General features: G+C 55.7%; 22 protein-coding genes. 6 read left to right on the top strand and 16 right to left on the bottom strand.

Translation table 11 applies throughout. From position 1 onward, the window contains the following. Positions 1–7 precede the first annotated feature (7 nt). From ACO6TI_RS21475 to dusB, 5 genes are all read right to left on the bottom strand, one after another. Entirely contained in the window at positions 8–1,375 is a 1,368-nt protein-coding gene (locus ACO6TI_RS21475; protein WP_055120809.1) for a sigma-54-dependent transcriptional regulator, read from the bottom strand. Then, on the bottom strand, positions 1,365–3,629 hold the full coding sequence (locus ACO6TI_RS21480) for an ATP-binding protein (protein ID WP_422383343.1): 2,265 nt from the start codon (positions 3,627–3,629) through the stop codon (positions 1,365–1,367). The genes ACO6TI_RS21475 and ACO6TI_RS21480 overlap by 11 nt, the downstream gene beginning before the upstream one ends. Before the next feature lie 318 nt (positions 3,630–3,947). After that, positions 3,948–5,387, bottom strand: a complete 1,440-nt coding sequence (gene ntrC, locus ACO6TI_RS21485) for a nitrogen regulation protein NR(I) (protein ID WP_055120807.1) — start codon at positions 5,385–5,387, stop codon at positions 3,948–3,950. A gap of 2 nt (positions 5,388–5,389) precedes the next feature. Next, positions 5,390–6,532, bottom strand: a complete 1,143-nt coding sequence (locus tag ACO6TI_RS21490; RefSeq protein WP_104701903.1) for a two-component system sensor histidine kinase NtrB — start codon at positions 6,530–6,532, stop codon at positions 5,390–5,392. 5 nt (positions 6,533–6,537) lie between these two features. Then, positions 6,538–7,542, bottom strand: coding sequence for a tRNA dihydrouridine synthase DusB (gene dusB, locus ACO6TI_RS21495; protein ID WP_281930712.1), 1,005 nt, complete (start codon positions 7,540–7,542; stop codon positions 6,538–6,540). Between the two features lie 168 nt (positions 7,543–7,710). On the opposite strand from dusB, the gene ACO6TI_RS21500 reads away from it, so the two are divergent. From ACO6TI_RS21500 to ACO6TI_RS21520, 5 genes are all read left to right on the top strand, one after another. Next, a complete protein-coding gene (locus tag ACO6TI_RS21500) occupies positions 7,711–8,979 on the top strand; it encodes a bifunctional 2-C-methyl-D-erythritol 4-phosphate cytidylyltransferase/2-C-methyl-D-erythritol 2,4-cyclodiphosphate synthase (RefSeq protein WP_422383344.1) in 1,269 nt (422 codons plus the stop codon). Beyond that, complete coding sequence (locus ACO6TI_RS21505; protein ID WP_422383345.1) at positions 8,972–9,496, top strand: CinA family protein; 525 nt, start codon at positions 8,972–8,974, stop codon at positions 9,494–9,496. The genes ACO6TI_RS21500 and ACO6TI_RS21505 overlap by 8 nt, the downstream gene beginning before the upstream one ends. A 91-nt stretch (positions 9,497–9,587) precedes the next feature. Then, a complete protein-coding gene (locus ACO6TI_RS21510; RefSeq protein WP_104701754.1) occupies positions 9,588–10,055 on the top strand; it encodes a hypothetical protein in 468 nt (155 codons plus the stop codon). A gap of 186 nt (positions 10,056–10,241) precedes the next feature. Then, positions 10,242–10,718 (top strand): hypothetical protein, encoded by a 477-nt coding sequence (locus ACO6TI_RS21515; protein WP_055120548.1) that lies wholly within the window; start codon positions 10,242–10,244, stop codon positions 10,716–10,718. A gap of 97 nt (positions 10,719–10,815) precedes the next feature. Beyond that, positions 10,816–11,250: a hypothetical protein gene (locus ACO6TI_RS21520; RefSeq protein ID WP_055120546.1), complete on the top strand. Its 435-nt coding sequence runs from the start codon at positions 10,816–10,818 to the stop codon at positions 11,248–11,250. 19 nt (positions 11,251–11,269) lie between these two features. Here the strand turns inward: ACO6TI_RS21520 and ACO6TI_RS21525 are convergent, their stop codons facing one another. From ACO6TI_RS21525 to ACO6TI_RS21575, 11 genes are all read right to left on the bottom strand, one after another. After that, positions 11,270–11,722, bottom strand: a complete 453-nt coding sequence (locus ACO6TI_RS21525; RefSeq protein ID WP_104701755.1) for an SRPBCC family protein — start codon at positions 11,720–11,722, stop codon at positions 11,270–11,272. Between the two features lie 33 nt (positions 11,723–11,755). Further along, positions 11,756–12,730 (bottom strand): lipoyl synthase, encoded by a 975-nt coding sequence (lipA, locus tag ACO6TI_RS21530; RefSeq protein WP_196879141.1) that lies wholly within the window; start codon positions 12,728–12,730, stop codon positions 11,756–11,758. Positions 12,731–12,915: 185 nt separating this feature from the next. Next, positions 12,916–13,155 (bottom strand): GlsB/YeaQ/YmgE family stress response membrane protein, encoded by a 240-nt coding sequence (locus ACO6TI_RS21535; protein ID WP_082442916.1) that lies wholly within the window; start codon positions 13,153–13,155, stop codon positions 12,916–12,918. Between the two features lie 299 nt (positions 13,156–13,454). Beyond that, on the bottom strand, positions 13,455–13,808 hold the full coding sequence (locus ACO6TI_RS21540; RefSeq protein ID WP_422383346.1) for a hypothetical protein: 354 nt from the start codon (positions 13,806–13,808) through the stop codon (positions 13,455–13,457). A gap of 121 nt (positions 13,809–13,929) precedes the next feature. Next, positions 13,930–14,178 carry a GlsB/YeaQ/YmgE family stress response membrane protein gene (locus tag ACO6TI_RS21545; RefSeq protein ID WP_104701758.1) on the bottom strand — a complete coding sequence of 83 codons (249 nt, stop codon included), beginning with the start codon at positions 14,176–14,178 and terminating at the stop codon, positions 13,930–13,932. Between the two features lie 27 nt (positions 14,179–14,205). Then, positions 14,206–14,661, bottom strand: a complete 456-nt coding sequence (locus tag ACO6TI_RS21550) for a hypothetical protein (RefSeq protein ID WP_422383347.1) — start codon at positions 14,659–14,661, stop codon at positions 14,206–14,208. A 67-nt stretch (positions 14,662–14,728) separates the two neighbouring features. Continuing rightward, positions 14,729–16,171, bottom strand: a complete 1,443-nt coding sequence (gene lpdA / locus ACO6TI_RS21555; protein ID WP_196892209.1) for a dihydrolipoyl dehydrogenase — start codon at positions 16,169–16,171, stop codon at positions 14,729–14,731. A 75-nt stretch (positions 16,172–16,246) separates the two neighbouring features. Beyond that, a complete protein-coding gene (locus ACO6TI_RS21560) occupies positions 16,247–17,569 on the bottom strand; it encodes a pyruvate dehydrogenase complex dihydrolipoamide acetyltransferase (RefSeq protein ID WP_196917389.1) in 1,323 nt (440 codons plus the stop codon). Between the two features lie 16 nt (positions 17,570–17,585). Further along, positions 17,586–18,965, bottom strand: coding sequence for a pyruvate dehydrogenase complex E1 component subunit beta (locus ACO6TI_RS21565; RefSeq protein ID WP_422383348.1), 1,380 nt, complete (start codon positions 18,963–18,965; stop codon positions 17,586–17,588). Between the two features lie 14 nt (positions 18,966–18,979). Then, positions 18,980–20,029, bottom strand: a complete 1,050-nt coding sequence (gene pdhA, locus ACO6TI_RS21570) for a pyruvate dehydrogenase (acetyl-transferring) E1 component subunit alpha (RefSeq protein ID WP_055120528.1) — start codon at positions 20,027–20,029, stop codon at positions 18,980–18,982. A 174-nt stretch (positions 20,030–20,203) separates the two neighbouring features. Then, complete coding sequence (locus ACO6TI_RS21575; RefSeq protein ID WP_029065401.1) at positions 20,204–20,545, bottom strand: FtsB family cell division protein; 342 nt, start codon at positions 20,543–20,545, stop codon at positions 20,204–20,206. 125 nt (positions 20,546–20,670) lie between these two features. Between ACO6TI_RS21575 and ACO6TI_RS21580 the strand changes: the two genes are divergently transcribed. Further along, a complete protein-coding gene (locus ACO6TI_RS21580; protein ID WP_422383349.1) occupies positions 20,671–21,321 on the top strand; it encodes a protein-L-isoaspartate(D-aspartate) O-methyltransferase in 651 nt (216 codons plus the stop codon). The last annotated feature ends 6 nt before the right edge of the window (positions 21,322–21,327 follow it).

A 21,327-nucleotide genomic window follows, 5' to 3' on the forward strand; every position in this document is an offset into this window, starting at 1 on the left:
ACCGCTCTCAGGTCATTCCGAGTGTTTTCAGTTTGCGGTGCAGCGCAGAGCGTTCCATACCGACAAATTCCGCGGTGCGCGAGATGTTCCCGTCAAATCTCTTGATCTGCGCCTGAAGGTATTCGCGCTCGAAAATCTCTCGTGCTTCTCTCAACGGGACGGACATCAGGTGTTCGCCGGTTCCTGACGTCGGCAGGTTGGGCAGGGTTTCACCGATTTCCGACGGAAGCAGATCAGCGGTGATCGTGCTGTCAGGTTCTCCTCGGCTCAAAATCATGAGTCGCTCGACGTTGTTGCGCAGCTGACGCACGTTCCCCGGCCAGTCATGGGTCTGCAAGACAGCCATGGCATCGTCTCCGATCGGACGCAGAGGTATGCCGGAAGCTCCGGAAATCTGTTCCATGAAATGGTGGACGAGAACCGGAATATCCTCCCTGCGTTCAGCAAGTCCCGGCACGCGCAGCGGAACCACGCTAAGGCGGTGATAAAGATCCTGCCGGAACAATCCAGACGTGATGTGTTCTTCAAGGTTTTTTGAGGTGGACGACAGGATCCGGATGTCGACCTGAACCTTTTGCGTCCCACCGACACGCGCAAAACTCTGCTCGACCAGAACGCGCAGGATCTTGCCCTGTGTCTCGGCAGGCATGTCGGCAACTTCATCAAGATAGAGCGTTCCGCCATGCGCTTCTTCCAGCGCGCCGATTTTCCTCAGATTGCCGTTTTCGTCCTCGATTCCGAACAGCTCTTCTTCCATCCGTGCCGGCGTAATTGTTGCCGCGTTCAGAACCACGAACGGGCTCTTCGTGCGAAGCGACTGATCGTGGATCATCCGCGCGGCGCGTTCTTTTCCCGCGCCGGAAGGACCGACGATCAGGATGCGGCTGTTCGTTCCGGCTATTTTCTGGATCGTCTGGCGCAGATTGTGCGCCGCTGACGAGCTGCCGATGATATCGCTGGTCTCGCCGCTGCGTTGCTTGAGATCCCGGATCTCCCGCTTCAGACTGGACGCTTCAAGTGCGCGTTCGACAATGTGGACGAGACGGTCCGCCTTGAACGGTTTTTCAATGTAGTCGTAGGCACCACGCTTGATCGCCGAGACAGCGGTTTCGATATTGCCGTGACCCGAAATGATCACGACCGGAAGATCCGGGTCTGTTTCCTTGAAAACATCCAGGAGGGCAAGTCCGTCAAGACGGCTTCCCTGTAGCCAGATGTCCAGGATGACAAGCGACGGCTTGCGTTCCTTGACCGCGGCAAGCGCACTGTCGGAATCGCGTGCGGTCCTTGTGCCGTACCCGTCATCATCGAGAATACCCGCGATCATTTCACGAATATCGGTTTCGTCGTCTACGACCAGAATATCATGCGCCATGTGCTGCCACTGCTTGATCTTGTTCTTCGCTTTCCGATGCGGACGCAGCATCAGCTGCCAGCGTCAAACGCACCAGAGTGCCTGTTTCATCGGGGGTTGATTTGGGGGCATCGAGCAATTCGACGCCACCACCGTGGTCTTCCAGAATTTTGCGGACAATCGCAAGACCGAGGCCCGTGCCCTTCTCGCGGGTCGTCATGTATGGTTCTAGCAGTCGGCTTCGGTTTTCTTCAGGTAAACCGACGCCATTGTCGATCACATCAATGACAATACGACCGGAATTGTTATCCGTTTCACCACGCAGATGGACGGAAACCTCACCTTTCGGTGCATCCTCGCCAGAGCGCGCAGCGACGGCCTCCGTCGCATTCTTGACGACATTCGTCAGTGCCTGCCCGATGAGACGCGGGTCGAAAACCGCCTTGACCGGATCACCTGGAACATCTGCCGTAACCGATATCTCCGGATTGGCGACTGATTGCATGAACGCTGCATCGCGTACGGCTTCTCGAAGATCACCGGAAACCTTGTTAGGCTTGCGCATTCGCGCAAAGGACGAAAACTCGTCCACCATCTGACCGATGTCGCCGACTTGCCGGACAATCGTATCGATACACTGATCGAAGACTTCGCGATCTTCTTCGATCCGCTTGCCGTAGCGCCTGCGAATGCGTTCCGCCGACAATTGGATCGGGGTCAACGGATTTTTGATTTCGTGGGCAATACGTCTCGCAACATCCGCCCATGCCGAATTGCGTTGTGCCGATACCAGATTGGTGATGTCGTCCAGCGTTACGACAAACCCATGCTCCCTTCGGGTGGATTGTTCGCTTGTGATGCGAACGCTGACCGTTCTGAGTCGCCCGCCCCTTGTTATTTCGATCTGGGTTTCCGGCAGTTTTTCGTTGTTGTTTTCAAGAACACTGCCGATGCATTCAGCAAGTTCGGGAACTACCTCTGTCAGAGGTTTGTTGAGGATCTGAACTTCGTCAAGTTGCAAGAGTTCGAGGGCTGATCTGTTGATCAGCATGATCGAGGCTTCGTCATCAACACCGATGACACCCGTAGAAACACCTGACAGGACAGCTTCATTGAACCTGCGCCTTCGATCAATCTGCTCGTTTGCCGCAAGCAGCGCATCACGTTGCCCAAGCAATTGGCCTGTCATCTTGTTGAATGTCTGGCCGAGATTGGTCAGGTCACCACCGGATTTGTCGGTCTGTACCTTTACCGCAAGGTTGCCTTTGGAAACTTCATCGGCAGCAGAAATCAGAACCCTGATCGGAGAGACCAGGCGATTTGCGAAACCGAAACCGATCCAGATCGCCGACAGGAGCAATATCAGGGCCACGCCCAGATAAACAAGGGCAAAGGCAATCTGCACGCCGAACCGGCTGCTCTCCATCTGCTGGTACTGCGATGCCCCCGTTTCGGCAAGACGCAGGTATTCCACCACCCGAGGATCAATCACGCGCACTGCATAAAGATAAAAGTCGTCATACGCGGACAGCTTCATGACCCCGCCGACAAGATTGGACTTGCCGGGCGCAATGAGGATGGGATCCCCCGACTTTGCCTTGAAGAAACTGTCGGCCGGTGGCAAAGGGATCTTGGCGTTGGGATCAAGTATGACCCGTGTCACGACATCACCCTTTCCGTCCAGTATCATCGCGCCAAGGATCCCGCGAAGCGATACTTGTGTCGCAAAGAACTGGTCAAAGCGTGTCGGCTCGAATTCGTAAATCGCCTTGGCGCGATCGATATCCTTCGTCATTGCGATCAGATCGCCACGAAGCACTCTGGCGTGCTCCTGTAGATAGGCCTGCGCAACTGTCAGGGCATTGTCGATGATTTGCCGCGTACGATCCTCAAACCAGCGATCAAGCCCCCTGTCGAGCGTAACCGCTGCCAGGATTGCCATCATCACAGCTGGCACCGCTGCAACCAGGCTGAAGAGGGCAACCACACGAACATGAAGCCGCGCAGCCGCGCGCCCTCGCCTTCGCGCCTGCCAGAGCTTCACAATTTCGACGGAGACCACGCCCAGAAGCACAACGGCAAGAGCACCGTTGATCGCCATCGCCGTCATAATGACATTTCGTGTCGGATCGACCGAGGTCAGCCCCATCAGGATGACAAATGTCACCGCAATGGAGATCAGCGCGACCACCATCACCGCAAGACCGGCTCGTCGCCAAAGCTTGCCCGAAGCACTTGATTGCACGACGGATTGCTGAACTGTTTCCAGTATCATGCAGCCTCTAGAACATCTCTGGCCGCTGAATGAATGCGGCTCGAACGAATATTTGCTGCAAACTTATCACACAATGTTGCGAAATTACGACAGACTTGTCCCACGCCCGGAATTTTGCGGTGGACGAGCGGTGTATTCTAGTCAAACGCCTGAAAAATCGGACAGATTCAGCTTTCTTTCGTAACCGAATTTGCCTTGTGCGACTACAACATGTCGTGAGATTGCCTCGGGATTCGATATGGAACACCCCTCCCCGCCGCTCCCACGAGCTGAAGACGGAATAGAGCCGCGTGCATGAAACCTGGTGGATAGTCCCGCTTATCGAGCCGAACGCAGAACCTGAATGTCCAGATCCCTGATCTTTTTCCGCAAGGTATTTCGATTGACACCCAGGAGCTCTGCCGCCTTGATCTGATTACCCCGGGTTGCGGCCAGTGCTGCACTGATCAATGGATATTCGACTTCCCGTAAAATGCGGTGGTAAAGCCCCGGAGGTGGAAGTGCCTCCCCAAAGGTATCAAAGTATCCGGAAAGATATCTCTCGACGGCTCCTCCCAAATTGATTGTCTCGGTGACTTCCTCTGTTGCCGTCGCAGTTTCCTGCTGGCTGAGTTCCTGCTCCAGAAGGCTTTCACTGATAACATCCTGCGGGTAGAGCGCTGCGAGACGGCGGACGAGGTTTTCCAGTTCTCGCACGTTTCCCGGCCAACGGTAGCGCCGAAGCATGTTCAGCGCGCCCTGATCTATCTGTTTGGCCTGCAGGCCTTCCTTTTCCACGAGGGAGAAAAAATGGCGCGCCAGATCCGGGATGTCCTCAACCCGTTCGCGCAGCGGAGGCAGTCGGATTGGAACCACATTCAACCTGAAATATAGGTCTTCCCGAAACAGGCCCTGATTGATCAGGTGCCTGAGGTCCTTGTTCGTCGCCGCAACAATGCGAACATCGGTTTTGATCGGTGTACGCCCGCCAACGGTCGTGTACTCGCCCTGTTGCAAGACGCGCAGAAGCCTAGTCTGTGCCTCCATCGGCATGTCGCCGATTTCATCGAGGAACAAAGTACCACCGTCTGCCTGCTCAAAGCGGCCCGAACTGCGGTTCTGAGCGCCGGTAAACGCTCCCTTCTCGTGCCCGAACAATTCAGCCTCGATCAGGTCACGAGGTATTGCGGCCATGTTGATTGCCACGAACGGACCGTTTCGCCGCTTGCCATAGTCATGGAGCGCGCGTGCCACGAGTTCCTTGCCGGTTCCAGACTCCCCATTGATCATCACTGTCAGGTCGGTTTGCATAAGGCGCGCCAGGACGCGATAGATCTCCTGCATCGCTGGCGATCTGCCCACGAGCGGCATGCCCTCGCCTGCATCGTCCATGTCAAGCGCCGGCCGTTTCTTCGGCTCCTCCATGGCCCTCTGGACGATGTTCGTGAGCTCTTTCAGATCAAAGGGCTTTGGCAGATACTCATAAGCACCTTTTTCGGACGCCTTGATTGCCGTCATGAAGGTGTTCTGGGCACTCATCACCAGCACAGGCAACTCGGGCCGCATTTTTTTCATGCGTGGCAGGACATCAAAGATGTTTTCATCCGGCATCACGACGTCGGTAATCACCAGATCCCCGTCACCGGACGAGATCCAACGCCAGAGCGTCGAGGCGTTCGAGGTCAGGCGAACCGTATATCCCGCCCTGGACAGCGCTTGATTGAGAACGGTGCGAATGGCAGCGTCGTCATCTGCAACAAGGATTGTACCCGTCGGCATTGTCATTCAATTCCTCGGCTATTCAGATCGGAAACCGGATTTCCACCTTCGGTGAAAGCCGGCATCAGGATGCGGAAAACGGTTCTTTCGCGCTGGCTGTCGCACTCGATGACGCCGCCGTGATCCCCAATGATCTTGGCAACCAGTGCAAGGCCCAGCCCGGAGCCGTTTGTCTTGGTCGTGATGAAGGGTTCGAAAAGGTGCGGCAGTAGATCGTCCGGTACGCCGGGACCATTGTCCTGCACGCAAAACTCCAGCGGCAGGCTCACGCGGGCCTCGGTGCCGGGCACAGACAGCCTGACGCCTGGACGAAAGGCCGTTGAAATCCGGATTTCTCCATCCGGGTCATCGCCGATTGCCTCACTGGCATTCTTGACCAGATTCAGAAAAACCTGGATGAGCTGGTCCTTGTTCGCATAGACCGGCGGCAGAGACGGGTCATAGATTTCAACAATTCGCTTGTTGCGTGCAAACCCTTTGTCGGACAGGCTTTTTACGCGATCCAGGACTACATGAATGTTGACCGGGTCCCGTTCGATAGGCCGCTCATCGGAAAAGACCTCCATGCGGTCGACCAGTCTTACGATACGGTCTGTTTCGTCCATGATGAGCCGTGTCAGGGATCTGTCGTCATCTACAACAGATTGCTCGAGCAATTGGGCCGCACCTCTTATTCCCGACAAGGGATTCTTGATCTCGTGCGCCAGCATCGCGGCAAGGCTCGTTACGGTTCTCGCTGCGCCTCTCGAAGTCAGTTGCCGATCGATTTTTTCAGCCATTGTGCGTTCTTGAAACATCAACACGACCGCGCCGGGACGATCGGCGACCGGGGCGGCGTTGATGTCGACAATCTTGGGTGCGCCGATGCGAGGCGAACCGATATCCACCTTGTACTCGTTGACCGGAGCAGCCCTTTCACGAACCTGATCGATCAACGTCAGCAAGGGACTGCCGAAGGGGACAAATTCACTGATGGGATGGCGCCGGAGAAAGGACGCGCTCGACCGCATGAATATCTCGGCTGCCATATTGGCGGATTCGATCACACCGTCAGGGGCGACAAGCAGGACCGGGTGCGGCAGCGCATCCAAAATGGTAGGTCCGTCACTTGCGAGCAAGGCCGCTCTGGCGCTCTCGGATGTCATTTCACTCACGCAGCTACCCGATCTTTTGAAGCAGAGAACCAATCTGATGCAAGGCGCAAAATTTCTGATGGCTGGTTCGAGGTCATGAGAGCCTTCCGTTCCGCTCCAGGCATCTGATCTCCTCCAAGCAAACACGCCTCGTCGAGATACCAGCCCAGGTGTTTGCGGGCGATGCGCACACCTGCGAACTGTCCGTAGTGACCAAGAATTGACTCGTAGTGTTCCGAGACGAGATCCGCGAGCTCGTGCCCCGAAGGCGGAGAAAGCTTTTCTCCTGTCGCGAGATAATGCCCGACATGCCCCGGAAGCCAAGGACGGCCATAAGCGCCCCGTCCGATCATCACACCATCAGCGCTGGAGGCTTCGAGCATGGCTTCCGCGTCCTCGATGCTCTTGCAGTCGCCGTTGGCAATCAATGGCAGCGAAATCGCCCTTTTAACGTCCCCGATTGCGCACCAGTCCGCCGTCCCCTTGTAGAATTGGCAACGTGTCCGGCCGTGGACGGTAATCAACTGAACACCTGCGCTCTCTGCGCGTCGCGCCAGCTCAGCTGCGTTGAGAGACCTGTCGTCCCAACCCAGCCGCATCTTTACGGTCACCGGAACATCGACAGCTTCAACTGTCGCTTCAATGAGCGTCAGCGCATGATCCAGGTTTCGCATCAACGCCGACCCGGAATAACCGGAGGTCACCTTTTTGGCGGGGCATCCCATATTGATGTCGATCACATCGGCACCCATGTCCGCGATGACCTTGGCTGCCTCACCCATCCAGCGGGCTTCCCGGCCGGCGAGCTGAACAACGTGCAGTCCGCCATTCTGGGCTTCGGCGCGCATCTGGGTTTCGGCATCCCCCTTCACAAAGGATTCGCTGGCCACCATTTCACTGACGACCATGCCGGCGCCAAACCGCGCGGCAAGCTTGCGAAATGGCAGATCCGTCACGCCCGACATTGGCGCAAGAACCGCACGGTTCGGCAAAACGTGTTGACCGATCGTAAGAGTTTTCATTGGTTCCGGCACAAGGCTCTCATATCTGCTTATTACCTGTGCAAATTTTAATATGCCTATATAGTAGACATTTTCTGCAGCGCAACAAGTCAAAATTTGCGAATTGACAACGTTCGTCGTTAAAGACGGTCAGTGATTTTATCCGGACCGGGTTCAAGGAGATCGCATATGGAAAAAACAGCTGCTGCTCTTGTCGTTGCGGCAGGGCGTGGCGCACGCCTGGCAGATCCTGAAAACACCCAGCCGAAACAATACCGGCATATTGCCGGTAGGCCGGTCCTGTCACATACATTGGACGCCCTGGCACGTCATCCCCGAATTTCCGTTGTCCTGACCGTCATTCATCCGGACGACGTAGCGCTCTATGAAGCGGCTGTCGAAGTGTCGGCGCCTGAAACGTCCGCAAAGCTGCGGCCCTTTGCCTATGGTGGGAAGACCCGCCAGCAATCTGTATTGGAAGGCCTGAAGACCCTTGGCGAGACCGGATGCGATTTCGTTCTCATTCATGATGCCGCACGCCCGTTTGTTTCACCTGTTGTTGTCGACGCGATCCTGTCATCGCTTGATGACGGTGCAGACGGGGTGCTTGCCGCTGTACCGATTGCCGATACTCTCAAAAAGACAGTTGCACCCGACACTCCGCTTGAAACAATTGACAGAAACGGCTTATGGGCGGCCCAGACACCTCAGGCCTTTCCGCTGGAGAAAATTCTGACTGCGCACCTGAAAGCCGCCGAGGAAGAAAAGACGGAGTTCACGGACGATACCAGTCTCGCGGAATGGGCCGGGGAAACCGTACTACTCAGCGAGGGCGACCCGCAAAACTTCAAGATTACAACAGCACGTGATCTCAAACGCGCAGAACAGCAGGCAAGACAATATTCAATGGCAATCAGGACCAGTTCAATCAGGCCACTGTCTGAACTCCAGGATGTACGCACAGGCATCGGCTATGACGTGCATGCATTCGACAAAGGGGATGCAGTCATACTCGCTGGCACGAGCATTCCTCACACACGGAAACTGAAGGGGCATTCCGACGCCGACGTTGTGCTGCACGCGGTAACAGATGCAACACTTGGCGCCATTGGTGAGGGCGACATCGGCAGCCACTTTCCTCCAAGTGATCCGCAATGGAAAGGCGCCTCGTCAGACATTTTTCAACGCGATGCGCTATGCAGAGTGAACAAGCTCGGCGGAAGACTTGCGCATGTGGATGTGACAATCGTCTGCGAGGAACCGAAGATTGGACCATATAGAAGCGAGATCCGTGAATCGTTGGCCCGGATCTGCGACATTCCCGTGTCCCGCGTTTCAGTAAAGGCCACGACCTCTGAAAAACTGGGGTTCACGGGCCGCAGAGAGGGGATTGCCGCTCTTGCAAGTGTTACGGTGCGTCTGCCTTTCGACGAAAACGAGCAACCCCAAGATGACTGAAAAAATACTGACTGGATTGGATGACCTTGCACCTCTTGCTGTCAGGGTTCTGGACGAGCTGAAGTCCAGGGACAAAATGATTGCAACAGCAGAATCATGCACGGGAGGCCTTATTTCCGGGACCCTGACCGAAATAGCCGGGTCATCGGCTGTGGTCGACAGGGGCTTTGTCACCTATTCAAACGAAGCAAAAACGGAACTTTTGGGCATCCCGGCAAATCTCATATCAACCATGGGTGCCGTCAGCAAGGAAGTTGCCGTTGCAATGGCAGAAGGAGCGCTGTCCCGCTCCCGTGCGGACATTGCTGTTTCAGTCACGGGCATTGCGGGTCCAGGAGGCGGTTCACACGAAAAGCCGGTCGGTACGGTTCACATTGCAATCGCAACACGTGATGGGTCCACCCGGCACCTTCACTGTTGGTTTGCAGATCGCGGTCGACAGGCAATTCGTCTTGAGACAGTGAAGACTGCACTTACGTCAGTTCTAAATTCGCTTGATTCTGAAAGCACTTATTAACGCTCCCTCGCATTCTTGCTGGGTTCTGATCCTGTGACAGAGTATAGTCCACGAAGATTGGGCGACAACTTTTCCCGGACAGATCCTGCAAATGAAAACCCGTATAGCGATCCTTTTTGCCGTCTTGAGCCTGGCCACATCGGCACTTGCCGAGACGATACCGCAACCGGGCGACTATTACCTGATCTCCAGAGATCCGGATGGCAAGTTTCTCGGCAGCCACAAACTGTTCAAGGAACGCGCCGCCGAGACCCATCTCTTGGCTTACTGTTCCCGTCGATACTTCGTGCGCGGCAATTCGATTGCCTGGACACAGATCGAGGTCGAACGCGGCAATACGGTTCACGTCGAGTTCAATTTCGGTCGCGGTTGGCGTCCTATCTGCGCAAACCCCGAGCGCCAGGTCACACTCACTGACATCGGAGTTAAACTGAGCGCCCGCGAATATCTTGCGAGCCTTGAAGAAGGCGAACCACCGATCAACCGCCTTGCAGCAATCGGCGCAATTTTTCGCGCAGAAACCACAGATAAATCTGACGGAAGCTTCCACAGCCACTGAGTCTGGTCGATGCCAGATCCGAACCTGGGAAGACGTAACTCCTGGTATTTTAAACTTTTAATAAAACGCCCTGTCCACTCTCAATCTGATCTACAAGAACCCATTTTATTTTCAAGCAAACAAGAAAAAAATTCTCGTTGGACAAAGCAATGACGCGAACGGATTTCGCGATAGGGATAGCTAATCATGTGGTTTCAAAAACTATTGTTCACGACAGCAATTCTCGTTGCTTCTGCCTCCGGTGCCATCGCACAGAGCGCAATCCCGAAAATTGGCGATATCTATATTATCTCGCGGGACGACAACCGGATTTTTCGAGGGTCACACAGGATTTACACAAGGCAAGCCGACGGATTGGTTGAAGTCGAATATTGCAACCGATCCTATTGGGTGCGTGCCGCGACTGTCGCGTGGACACAGCTGGAAGTAGAGCAAAGTTTTGTTGTGCGCGTGGAGTTTAACCGGGGCAAAGGCTGGCGTCCCATTTGCAGCCATCCGGAAGAACAGGTCACGCTGAGAGATCTTGGCATTACTGAAGATCCGAGGGTCGTTATCCAGAACGACGGGCCGACCGTCGACAAGGTCAAGCGTTTTGCGGCGATCCGAAAGGCATTCAACCCGAAGGGAACGGAAAACGCTGCACAGTCGTTCCATGACGAGTAAATCGAATTGTCGATGAGTCGGTAACGATCGAGTAAGTTAATAAATGCATAATCAAGCTTGTTGGGGGTGAAACCGGGCTCGTAGAGGGAATTCGAGCATGAAACACTCTGTGGCATGTCTGATAGTTGCGTTGGTAACCGGCTCCGCTTTTACGAGCACTGCATTCGGTCAAAGTGATTTTTACATCCGTTCCCAGTTTTCCAATGGGAAATTCACCGGGTTTCATGAAATTCTGACCGAGCCGGAACCCGGTTACCACCAGGTAAGCTACTGCGACCGGGTTTTCTGGGTATCCTCCACCACGGTGATCTGGACCGAAGAGCAAAACGCTGCGGGCCAAACCCTCGTTCTGGAAGAAAACGACGGCTCCAGCAGAACCATCGTCTGCTCGGACAACGCAGCCTTTGCGACGCTTGACGACCTAGGCCTTTCCAGGCGAGAAGTCGCGAAAATTCGGCGTGCAAATGAGCCGCTCGATATGAAATCCAGTCGGCTGCGTACAATCCGCGACGCATTCAAGCAGTTCAAGTAAGCACTTTCAGGAGTTCGCGTCAGGTGCCATAAACATCGTCGGCACGCGCCTCGAAGGCACTGGAAAATTTCCGGAACGCCTTGTCGAACATGACGCCCATCAGGGATCCGAGTGTTCTGCTTTTGAATTCGTAGGTAATGAAAAAGCCGACATCGCAGCTCCCTTCACCCTTGTCTTCAAAAGTCCATTTGTTTTCCAGGTGCTTGAAGGGGCCATCCAGGTACTCAACGAGAATCGAACGGTCCTCGGGACGCAATTCTACGCGGCTCGTGAAGGTTTCCTTGAACAGCTTGTAAGCAACCGTCATGTCGGCGACAAGCACCGTACGGCCATCTTCCATCTCTTTACGGCCCCGCACATGCAGCCCCTGGCAGAGCGGCACGAACTGGGGGTATTGCTCGACATCCGCGACAAGACGGAACATGTCCTCGGCGTTGTGATTGACCCTGTGAGTGGAAGAAAAACTCGGCATGCAGTTTTAACCGGTTCCGTTCAGTAAGTGTCTTCAATGACCGAGTTTGGCTTTCCGGGCAGCCCGCAGGTCCGCAAAATCCTCACCCGCATGATGTGAGGACCGCGTCAACGGGCTGGCCGACACTTTCAGAAAACCCTTTGCGTACGCAATCCGCTCATAAGCCTTGAACTCGTCCGGCGTTACGAACGACAAGACCGGATGATGTTTCCTTGAAGGTTGCAGGTATTGACCAATTGTAAGGAAGTCCACGTCTGCAGCACGCAAGTCATCCATCAATTGCAGAACCTCGTTTCGAACCTCGCCAAGCCCGACCATGATACCGGACTTTGTAAACATCTCCGGATCAAGCTCCTTCACCTTCTGGAGAAGACGAATGGAGTGAAAATACCGTGCACCTGGCCGGACGGTCAGATATTTCGAAGGGACTGTCTCGAGATTGTGGTTGAAGACATCCGGTTTCGCGGCCGCCACAATTTCCAGGGCACCATCCTTGCGCAGGAAATCCGGTGTCAGAACTTCGACTGTCGTCCGCGGCGCGGTTTTACGGATCGCGGCGATCACATTGGCGAAGTGTCGGGCGCCGCCGTCTTCCAGATCGTCACGATCGACGGAGGTGATAACGACATGTTCCAGACCCATGGTCGCCACGGCATCAGCAACACCTTGCGCCTCGTTGTGATCAACCGGTCCGGGCATCCCTGTCTTAACATTGCAGAAGGCGCAGGCCCGCGTGCAGGTATCCCCAAGGATCATGAAGCTCGCATGCTTCTTTGACCAGCACTCGCCGATATTGGGGCAACCGGCTTCTTCACAAACAGTCACGAGGTTGTTGTCGCGCACAACGTCTTTCGTTTCGCGATAAACCTGTGACGTCGGCGCCTTGACGCGGATCCATTTTGGCTTGCGCTGGATTGGATTGTCAGGCCGATGAGCCTTTTCCGGATGGCGCGGACGGGCAGCCGTTTCCTGCTGCGGGCGATTGAGCGTGTCGACGATCGTAACCATGCGCCTTAAGTGTCGTTATTCCGTTGAAAGGTCAAGCCATAAAGGCGTTGAGACTGCTATGTGCTGAGTGCAGATCTGCGAAGGTCTGAGGAGGTCCGCCAACAGTCGACGGGCAGTTTCCGACAATAGGGGGACAACTCAATCGTCTTGCCCCCGATACCTGTTTGTTTGTTTCGTCGATATTGTCACTTGAATACCTTTTTCCAGACAAACAGAAACAAGACTGAACCGACGATAGCGACGATCAACCTGTCAATCATGCCTCCGGCCAGATTGAGGTTGAGGATTGAAGCCAGCTCACCACCAATGAGGGCGCCGATCAATCCGACCACGAGGCTCCCCAGAAAACCGCCGCGGCTGTTCAGGACACGATGCGCAACCGCTCCGGCGATCAGGCCTATTATTGCTGAAATTATCAGCCCCATACCTATTTCCTCTCAGGAATCATTGACCCAGGACGCAGTCAGAAGAATGTTGTTCGGTATCCCCAGGCGTTTCAACGTCACCCGGAATTTTTCGGTCGAGTGCCCTGCCAATCCCGTCCCGACTGGCGTCAGGTGAAACGTGACATGGGGATGCGTGCGCGCATATTCAACGAAGCGCTCGATTGAGGGCTCTATCTGATGCCATTCCAGAAGTTCAAGGCGTTCCCCCTTCGTCGGGATCGCGTATGCGTCTCCCGTCCGCTTATTGCTGAAATTATCAGCCCCATACCTATTTCCTCTCAGGAATCATTGACCCAGGACGCAGTCAGAAGAATGTTGTTCGGTATCCCCAGGCGTTTCAACGTCACCCGGAATTTTTCGGTCGAGTGCCCTGCCAATCCCGTCCCGACTGGCGTCAGGTGAAACGTGACATGGGGATGCGTGCGCGCATATTCAACGAAGCGCTCGATTGAGGGCTCTATCTGATGCCATTCCAGAAGTTCAAGGCGTTCCCCCTTCGTCGGGATCGCGTATGCGTCTCCCGTACGCCCCTCGCCAACTCCTTGTTGCGCACCAAAGTGTTTTTTTGCGTAGAGCGCAGCGCCCTTTCCGTGCCGCCCGGCCCTGTTTGACCCAACAACAAAGACTGCCAAATCAAAGTCTCCTCGATGAAGGCAGGTTTATCCGCAATCAATTCGGCAAGGCGTTCCGCGTTTTGCGCGAACGCGTTGCCAAAATTTTGGTTCAAGCGGGAAAGAAGCGCAAGTGCGGAACTTAACCCAGAAACCTGGCGATCAGTACAACGACAACCGCTCCGATCGCGGCAACCACGATTTCATTCACATAGGCATTGCCGAGGTTGATGTTGATGCCGGCGAACTTGAAAATGAACCCGCCAACAAACGCACCGATAACGCCTGTGAGCAGGTAGCGAATAATGCCACCACCGCCAACGAGGAAACTCGCCAGCCACCCGGCGATTATTCCGATAGCGACCCAGATCAGAATTGCCTTTGCGTCCATGACATTTCCCCCTCTCGTTCCGTCTTCCTAATCAGGACCGTGCTCGGCCCTATTGAGAACATCAGTGTAGCTAAAGGAAGACTCTTCACAACTCACGGAGGCTACTTCGACCGTCATATTCTTGAAAAAACTGCTCGGCTTTGGAAATTCAAGCCCAAAAACGGTGCCTTCATGCAAGACGCATTTGGCCCTCACCTTGCGTTTGCCTGTCCTCAGCTTCACATCGATGAAGTGGTCACCATCCCCTAAGCGCCCGTTGAACCGCAGGTCGGGTTCCATCCGATAATATCGAAAGCAAGGTATGCGGCCATGCGATTGACGTTCGACGAAAAAGCGTTGGGAAAGTTGTTTGCGTGCGAGATCAGCCATATCGGCCGGCATCCAGTTCAATGCCGCCTCAAGCGTCATCGCTTCGTGCGGTTTGAGCGACCAGCTCCCCTCAAAAGTTACGAACTTGAGTCCATCGAGGAGATAGGTAAACACGTGAACGCCTCCGTGAGGGAGCAAGGTTGCCCCGACTTGCCAAGTCGGGACAACCCGCACATCCTTGTCACATGTTCAGTGCACGGCCATAGGCGTCCAGCACGGACTCCTTCATCATCTCCGACAGTGTCGGATGCGGGAAGACCGTGTGCATCAGGTCTTCTTCCGTTGTTTCAAGGTTCATTGCAACGACATAACCCTGGATGAGTTCGGTGACTTCGGTGCCGACCATGTGTGCGCCAAGCAGTTGTCCTGTCTTGGCGTCAAAAATCGTTTTCACGAGCCCTTCCGGTTCACCAAGCGCAATCGCCTTGCCATTGCCGATGAACGGGAAACGGCCCACCTTGATGTCGTATCCGGCTTCTTTCGCCTTTGGCTCCGTCAAACCGACAGAAGCCACCTGCGGATGGCAGTAGGTGCATCCCGGGATCATGGACTTGTCCATGGCATGAACGTCCTTGCCGGCGATCTTTTCGACGCAGATGACACCTTCGTGCTCAGCCTTGTGCGCAAGCATCGGCGGTCCGGCGACATCACCTATGGCGTAAATTCCTGGAACGCTGGTGCGTCCATATCCATCGATCACAACGCAGCCCCGGTCGGTTTTCACGCCGAGTTCCTCGAGCCCGAGGTTTTCGATATTGCCGACCACACCGACAGCTGAAATCAGTTTGTCAGCCGTCAGGTCCTGTTTCTTGCCGTCCTTGGTCTCCACGGTCGCAGTTACGCCATTCGCGACCTTCCTGACTTGAGACACCTTGGCCTCGAGCAGGAACTTGAGGCCCTGTTTTTCCATCTGCTTCTTGGCAAGAGCAGAGATTTCCGGGTCTTCAACCGGCATGATCGTCGGCATCATCTCGATGACCGTCACATCGGCGCCCATGGTCTTGTAGAAAGACGCAAATTCGATACCGATGGCACCCGACCCCATGACAATCAGGGACTTAGGCATTGCTGGTGGCACCATTGCCTCAAAATACGTCCAGATGTCCTTGCCATCGGGTTCGATCCCCGGAATGACCCTCGGGCGGGCGCCGGTCGCCACAATGATGTGCTTCGCTTTGTAAACGCCCTCACCCTTCGTTCCTTTCGGCACAGGATGTTGAGGTTCCATTGCCTTCTTGGACGTTTTGGAAACGGTGACCTCACCGGCTTTCGACACCTTGCCTTCGCCCCAGATGACGTCGACCTTGTTCTTCTTCATCAGGAAGCCGATACCGGCATTCAGCTGGCCGGAGACGCCGCGTGAGCGCTTGACGACTGCGGCGGGATCAAAGGAGATCTTTTCGGCAGACAGGCCGTAGTCCTTGGCGTGCTGCATGTAGTGGTAGATTTCAGCGGACCGCAGCAGCGCCTTGGTTGGAATACAGCCCCAGTTGAGGCAGATGCCCCCCATATGCTCGCGCTCGACGATCGCTGTCTTGAGACCGAGTTGTGCGGCACGGATTGCAGTCACGTAACCACCCGGCCCGGAGCCGATGATGATCACATCGTAGTTTGTATCAGCCATGGTGTTTTCCCCGGCGAAAGAAGAAGTCATCACTCAAAAACGGCGCGGCGTTGCCGCCGCGCCGGAGAGCATGGATCAAACCAGCATGCTCATCGGGTTTTCAATGTAGCCCTTGAACGCTGCGAGCAATTCCGCCCCCAGGGCACCGTCAACACAGCGATGATCGGTTGACAGCGTCACCGTCATGACGGTCGCAACCGCCAGGGCGTCGTTCTTGACAACGGGTCGTTTCTCACCCGCGCCGACCGCCAGGATCGTCGCATGCGGCGGGTTGACGACGGCCGAGAAGTCTTTCACGCCCATCATGCCCATGTTTGAAACCGCAGTCGTACCGCCCTGGTACTCTTCCGGCTTCAGCTTGCGTTCCTTTGCCCGTTTGCCGAGATCTTTCATCTGGTTGGAAATGACGGACAAAGGTTTTTCTTCCGCCGCGCGAATGATCGGAGTGATCAAGCCGCCCGGGATCGAGACTGCGACACCGACATCGGCATGCTTGTGCATGACCATGTTTTCGTCGGTCCAGGAGACATTCGCATTGGGAACATCACGCAACGCCAGGGCAAGGGCCTTGATGGTCATGTCGTTGACCGAAAGCTTGTAGGCGGGCTTGCCTTCCTTGTCCGTTGCCGCGGCACCATTGAGCTGAGCGCGCAATGACAGGAGCGCATCCAGTTCCACATCCACGGAAACATAGAAATGCGGAATTGTCTGCTTGGACTCCGTCAGGCGTTTGGCGATCGTCTTGCGCATACCGTCATGCGGCACGAGCTCGTAGGAATCCTCGTCGAAGAGCTTGAGAACCTGATCTGCGGACGGCCCGGTTGCCGGTGCAGGCGCAGCGGCAGCCTTTGGAGCTTCGGCTGCAGGGGCAGCTTTCCCGGTGCCTGCGGCAATGGCGGTTTCAATGTCCCGTTTGACGATCCGGCCATGTGGACCGGTGCCTGACAATGCCTTGAGATCAAGACTGTTCAACTTCGCCAGACGCCGTGCAAGGGGCGATGCAAAGATACGGGCACCATCGGCGGCGACGGGCGCTGGGCCTGCCGGCGCCGGTGTTGCCGGAGCAGCAGTAGATGCCGCTGCTGCCGGCACCTCGGCGGCCGCTGGTGCTGGAGCCGCACTACCAGCGGATGTATCAATGGAACCGGCATCCTCGCCGTCTTCAAGAAGCACGGCAATCAGCTCATTGACCTTGACGCCTTCGGTGCCCTCCGGCACGACGATCTTTCCGACCGTGCCTTCGTCAACCGCTTCGACTTCCATCGTTGCCTTGTCGGTTTCGATTTCGGCGATGACATCGCCGGACGAAACCTGATCGCCTTCCTTGACCAGCCATTTGGCCAGGTTGCCCTCTTCCATGGTCGGAGAAAGGGCCGGCATGGTGATATTAATTGGCATATCCGTCTCCCTCGCCTCAGGCTGTGTAGGTCACGGCCTTGACCGTTTCGATGACTTGCGAAACGCTCGGCAACGCGAGCTTCTCGAGATTGGCCGCATAGGGCATCGGAACGTCCTTGCCTGTGACGCGCATGATGGGCGCATCGAGATAGTCGAATGCCTGTTCCTGGACCTGATAGGCGATTTCCGAAGAAACAGAGCACATCGGGAAGGCTTCCTCGATCGTCACGACCCGGCCCGTCTTGCGAACAGAGGCGAGAACCGTTTCGATGTCGAGCGGACGAATAGTGCGCAGGTTGATGACCTCGGCAGAGATCCCCATGCCGGCCAGTTCGTCCGCGGCCTGCAACGTGTAGGTCATGCCGATACCCCAGGACACCAGCGTGACATCGGTGCCACCGCGCTCGATCTTCGCCTTGCCGATCGGCAGGACGAAGTCGTCCACATCCGGAATTTCGAACGAGTGTCCGTAAAGAATCTCGTTTTCCAGGAAGATGACCGGGTTCGGGTCACGGATGGCTGCCTTGAGCAAACCCTTGGCGTCGGCTGCGGAATAGGGCTGTATCACCTTCAGTCCGGGCACGTTTGCATACCAGGACGCATAGTCCTGCGAATGCTGCGCACCCACGCGGGCGGCCGCGCCATTGGCTCCCCGGAAGACGATCGGAGCACCCATCTGGCCACCGGACATGTAAAGCGTCTTGGCGGCCGAATTGATGATCTGGTCGATTGCCTGCATGGCGAAGTTGAACGTCATGAACTCGACGATCGGTTTCAGTCCCGCCATAGCGGCCCCGACACCGAGGCCGGTAAATCCATGCTCGGTGATGGGCGTGTCAATCACTCGCTTGGCGCTGAACTCGTCGAGCAGGCCCTGGGTGATCTTGTAGGCACCCTGGTATTCGGCGACTTCCTCACCCATGACGAAAACGTCCGGATCGCGGCGCATTTCTTCAGCCATCGCATCACGCAATGCTTCACGCACGGTAGAGCTTTTCATCTGTGTTCCGGCCGGGATTTCCGGATCTTCCGCAGGTTCGGAGACGACAGGCGCGGCTGGAACAGCAGACGCCGCCGGCGCACTCGGCTCTGCCGCCGGGGCTGGAGCCGCGACCGGTGCAGAGGCTGACGCATCGATTGCGCTCGCGTCTTCGTCTTCATCGATGAGAACGGCAATCTTCTCATTTACCTTGACGTTGTCCGTTCCTTCCGGAACCAGGATCTTTCCAAGAGTTCCCTCGTCAACCGCTTCGACTTCCATCGTCGCCTTGTCGGTTTCGATTTCGGCAATCACATCGCCAGCAGTAACAGCATCGCCCTCGGCCTTGAGCCATTTGGCAAGCTTGCCCTCTTCCATTGTCGGCGAGAGCGCCGGCATCAAAATATCAATCGGCATATTGTCCCCCGGCGTTACAGCAAGATATCGGTGTAGAGTTCAGACGCATCCGGTTCCGGATCGTTCTGAGCAAATTCCGCTGCTTCAGCGACCCGGGCACGCACATCCTTGTCGATGGCCTTCAGGTCGTCCTCGCTTGCCCAGCCTTTTTCAATCAGACGGCTGCGGACCTGCTCGATCGGGTCGTGCTCGGTTCGCATCTTCTGGACCTCGTCCTTGGAGCGGTACTTCGCCGGGTCGGACATGGAGTGTCCCCTGTAGCGGTAGGTGATCATCTCCAGGATGTAGGGACCCTTGCCGTTCCGGCACCAGGCCAGCGCCTTTTCGGAGGCCGCCTTGACGGCGCGCACATCCATGCCGTCAACCTGCTCGCCCGGAATACCGAAGGACGCGCCGCGTTGGGAGAGATCGGTTGTTGCAGAAGCACGGCTGATGCTTGTGCCCATGCCGTATTTGTTGTTCTCGATCACGTAGACAACCGGCAGCTTCCACAGTTCAGCCATGTTGAAGCTCTCATAGACCTGCCCCTGGTTGGAGGCACCATCGCCGAAGAAAGCCATCGAGACATTACCGTTTTCACGATACTTGTTGGCAAAACCAAGTCCGGTTCCAAGCGAAACCTGCGCACCGACGATACCGTGACCACCGTAGAAATGCTTCTCCTTGGAGAACATGTGCATCGAGCCGCCCTTGCCTTTGGAAAGGCCGCCTCGCCGTCCGGTGAGTTCCGCCATGACGGCACTCGGTTCCAGATCCATCGCCAGCATGTGGCCATGGTCACGGTAGCCGGTGATCATCTGATCCCCGTCTTTCTTTGCCATCTGCATACCGACGACGACAGCTTCCTGCCCGATATAAAGGTGACAGAACCCGCCGATGAGGCCCATGCCGTACAATTGGCCGGCTTTTTCCTCAAATCTGCGGATCAGAAGCATTTCGCGGTAAGCGTGGAGTTCTTCGTCCTTGTCGAACTCGGCGATTGCAGGCTTCGCTTTCTTGGCGGAGCTGCGGGTCCGGCTGGCGCTCTTGGAGCGAGCGGGAGTGGTCTTTGATGCTGTGGCCATAACCCTCTTCTCGGCGTGACGTTTCCCCTAAGACAGGTAGCTGCAACTTATCCTGTTGCGCCTGTCAATCCAATCTATTCAATATGGGGAGTTGAAGCGATTTAAATATCTGTAAAAAATAACAAAAATAGTGTTTAACTATATTATTGTTAATCTCAAGAAATAAACTGTTTTTCAGTTTACGTTGTAGCGATGCCCGGGACGAAGCACGACGAGTTCGTTGGTATGCACGAGGTTGAGATTGAGCCGGGCACGTTCATCAAGCATATCCGGATCGAGGCTTTCGGGCCGCAGCAGTCCAACACGAGCGACGAGCTCCTGTCGCTCAGCCGTCAGAAGCTCAAGCTCTGATTCCAGTTCGGACACCTGACGTTCGATCATAGCTCGCCCGACCATACCGAGTTCACCGCTCATGGCATGGAAGCCGAAATACCCCAACGCGGCAATCGCGATTGCAGGCGTGACAAGGCGGCGAATGAAGGATTGTTTTCGCTGACGGGTAGCTGCTCTGGGCACTCTATGGGACCTTAACGCTGAACTCATGGCCTCTTCGTTTCACCACTATGCGGAGTTAGGCTTAATAGAGTCTTGAAGCAGCCCTTCAATTGCACGCAATATTCACGATGGCTTGAGGCACGGGCATGGACCGATTTGCAGAAAACAGGGAAAACATGGTTCTGCGTCAGCTTGAAGGTCGTGGTATTCGAGATGGGAGAATTCTGGCTGCAATGCGCAAGGTTCCCCGGCACCGGTTTGTTTCTCAACGGCTGCAGGATCATGCCTACCGTGACATGCCGCTGGCCATCGGCCATTACCAGACAATCTCCCAGCCGTACGTCGTTGCCCTGATGTGCGAACTGTTACAGCTCTCTGAAACTGACACAGCGTTGGAGATCGGGACCGGGTCCGGCTATGCAGCCGCTGTTCTTTCCCAATTGTGCGAGAAGGTAGTCACCGTCGAGCGCATTCCGGAACTCGCGAACAAGGCAAATTCTACACTTGTCGAGGCCGACGTTCCGAACGTAGAAGTCCATTGCGGCGATGGCAGCCTGGGTTTTCCTGATCAAGCACCTTATGATGCGATCCTTGTCTCGGCCGGCGCCCCAACGACACCGGATTCGCTAATGCAGCAACTCAAACCAGGCGGCCGCCTGGTTATTCCAGTCGGCACCACACAATCCCGTCAGGACCTTCTCCGGATCAGGAGAACTTCGGAAACCTCGTTCGAAACGGAAAACCTTGGCGGTGTCGCTTTTGTGCCGCTGACTGGTGAGATGGGTTGGGCAAACTAGGAACTT

This window comes from Roseibium album (genome assembly GCF_965233825.1).
GTDB lineage: Bacteria > Pseudomonadota > Alphaproteobacteria > Rhizobiales > Stappiaceae > Roseibium > Roseibium album.

Coding starts and splice junctions, on each gene's coding strand:
- ACO6TI_RS21475 (WP_055120809.1), bottom strand. CDS start 1,375: ATGGCGCATGATATTCTGGTCGTAGACGACGAAACCGATATTCGTGAA.
- ACO6TI_RS21480 (WP_422383343.1), bottom strand. CDS start 3,629: ATGATACTGGAAACAGTTCAGCAATCCGTCGTGCAATCAAGTGCTTCG.
- ntrC (WP_055120807.1), bottom strand. CDS start 5,387: ATGCCGACGGGTACAATCCTTGTTGCAGATGACGACGCTGCCATTCGC.
- ACO6TI_RS21490 (WP_104701903.1), bottom strand. CDS start 6,532: ATGACATCCGAGAGCGCCAGAGCGGCCTTGCTCGCAAGTGACGGACCT.
- dusB (WP_281930712.1), bottom strand. CDS start 7,542: ATGAAAACTCTTACGATCGGTCAACACGTTTTGCCGAACCGTGCGGTT.
- ACO6TI_RS21500 (WP_422383344.1), top strand. CDS start 7,711: ATGGAAAAAACAGCTGCTGCTCTTGTCGTTGCGGCAGGGCGTGGCGCA.
- ACO6TI_RS21505 (WP_422383345.1), top strand. CDS start 8,972: ATGACTGAAAAAATACTGACTGGATTGGATGACCTTGCACCTCTTGCT.
- ACO6TI_RS21510 (WP_104701754.1), top strand. CDS start 9,588: ATGAAAACCCGTATAGCGATCCTTTTTGCCGTCTTGAGCCTGGCCACA.
- ACO6TI_RS21515 (WP_055120548.1), top strand. CDS start 10,242: ATGTGGTTTCAAAAACTATTGTTCACGACAGCAATTCTCGTTGCTTCT.
- ACO6TI_RS21520 (WP_055120546.1), top strand. CDS start 10,816: ATGAAACACTCTGTGGCATGTCTGATAGTTGCGTTGGTAACCGGCTCC.
- ACO6TI_RS21525 (WP_104701755.1), bottom strand. CDS start 11,722: ATGCCGAGTTTTTCTTCCACTCACAGGGTCAATCACAACGCCGAGGAC.
- lipA (WP_196879141.1), bottom strand. CDS start 12,730: ATGGTTACGATCGTCGACACGCTCAATCGCCCGCAGCAGGAAACGGCT.
- ACO6TI_RS21535 (WP_082442916.1), bottom strand. CDS start 13,155: ATGGGGCTGATAATTTCAGCAATAATAGGCCTGATCGCCGGAGCGGTT.
- ACO6TI_RS21545 (WP_104701758.1), bottom strand. CDS start 14,178: ATGGACGCAAAGGCAATTCTGATCTGGGTCGCTATCGGAATAATCGCC.
- lpdA (WP_196892209.1), bottom strand. CDS start 16,171: ATGGCTGATACAAACTACGATGTGATCATCATCGGCTCCGGGCCGGGT.
- ACO6TI_RS21560 (WP_196917389.1), bottom strand. CDS start 17,569: ATGCCAATTAATATCACCATGCCGGCCCTTTCTCCGACCATGGAAGAG.
- ACO6TI_RS21565 (WP_422383348.1), bottom strand. CDS start 18,965: ATGCCGATTGATATTTTGATGCCGGCGCTCTCGCCGACAATGGAAGAG.
- pdhA (WP_055120528.1), bottom strand. CDS start 20,029: ATGGCCACAGCATCAAAGACCACTCCCGCTCGCTCCAAGAGCGCCAGC.
- ACO6TI_RS21580 (WP_422383349.1), top strand. CDS start 20,671: ATGGACCGATTTGCAGAAAACAGGGAAAACATGGTTCTGCGTCAGCTT.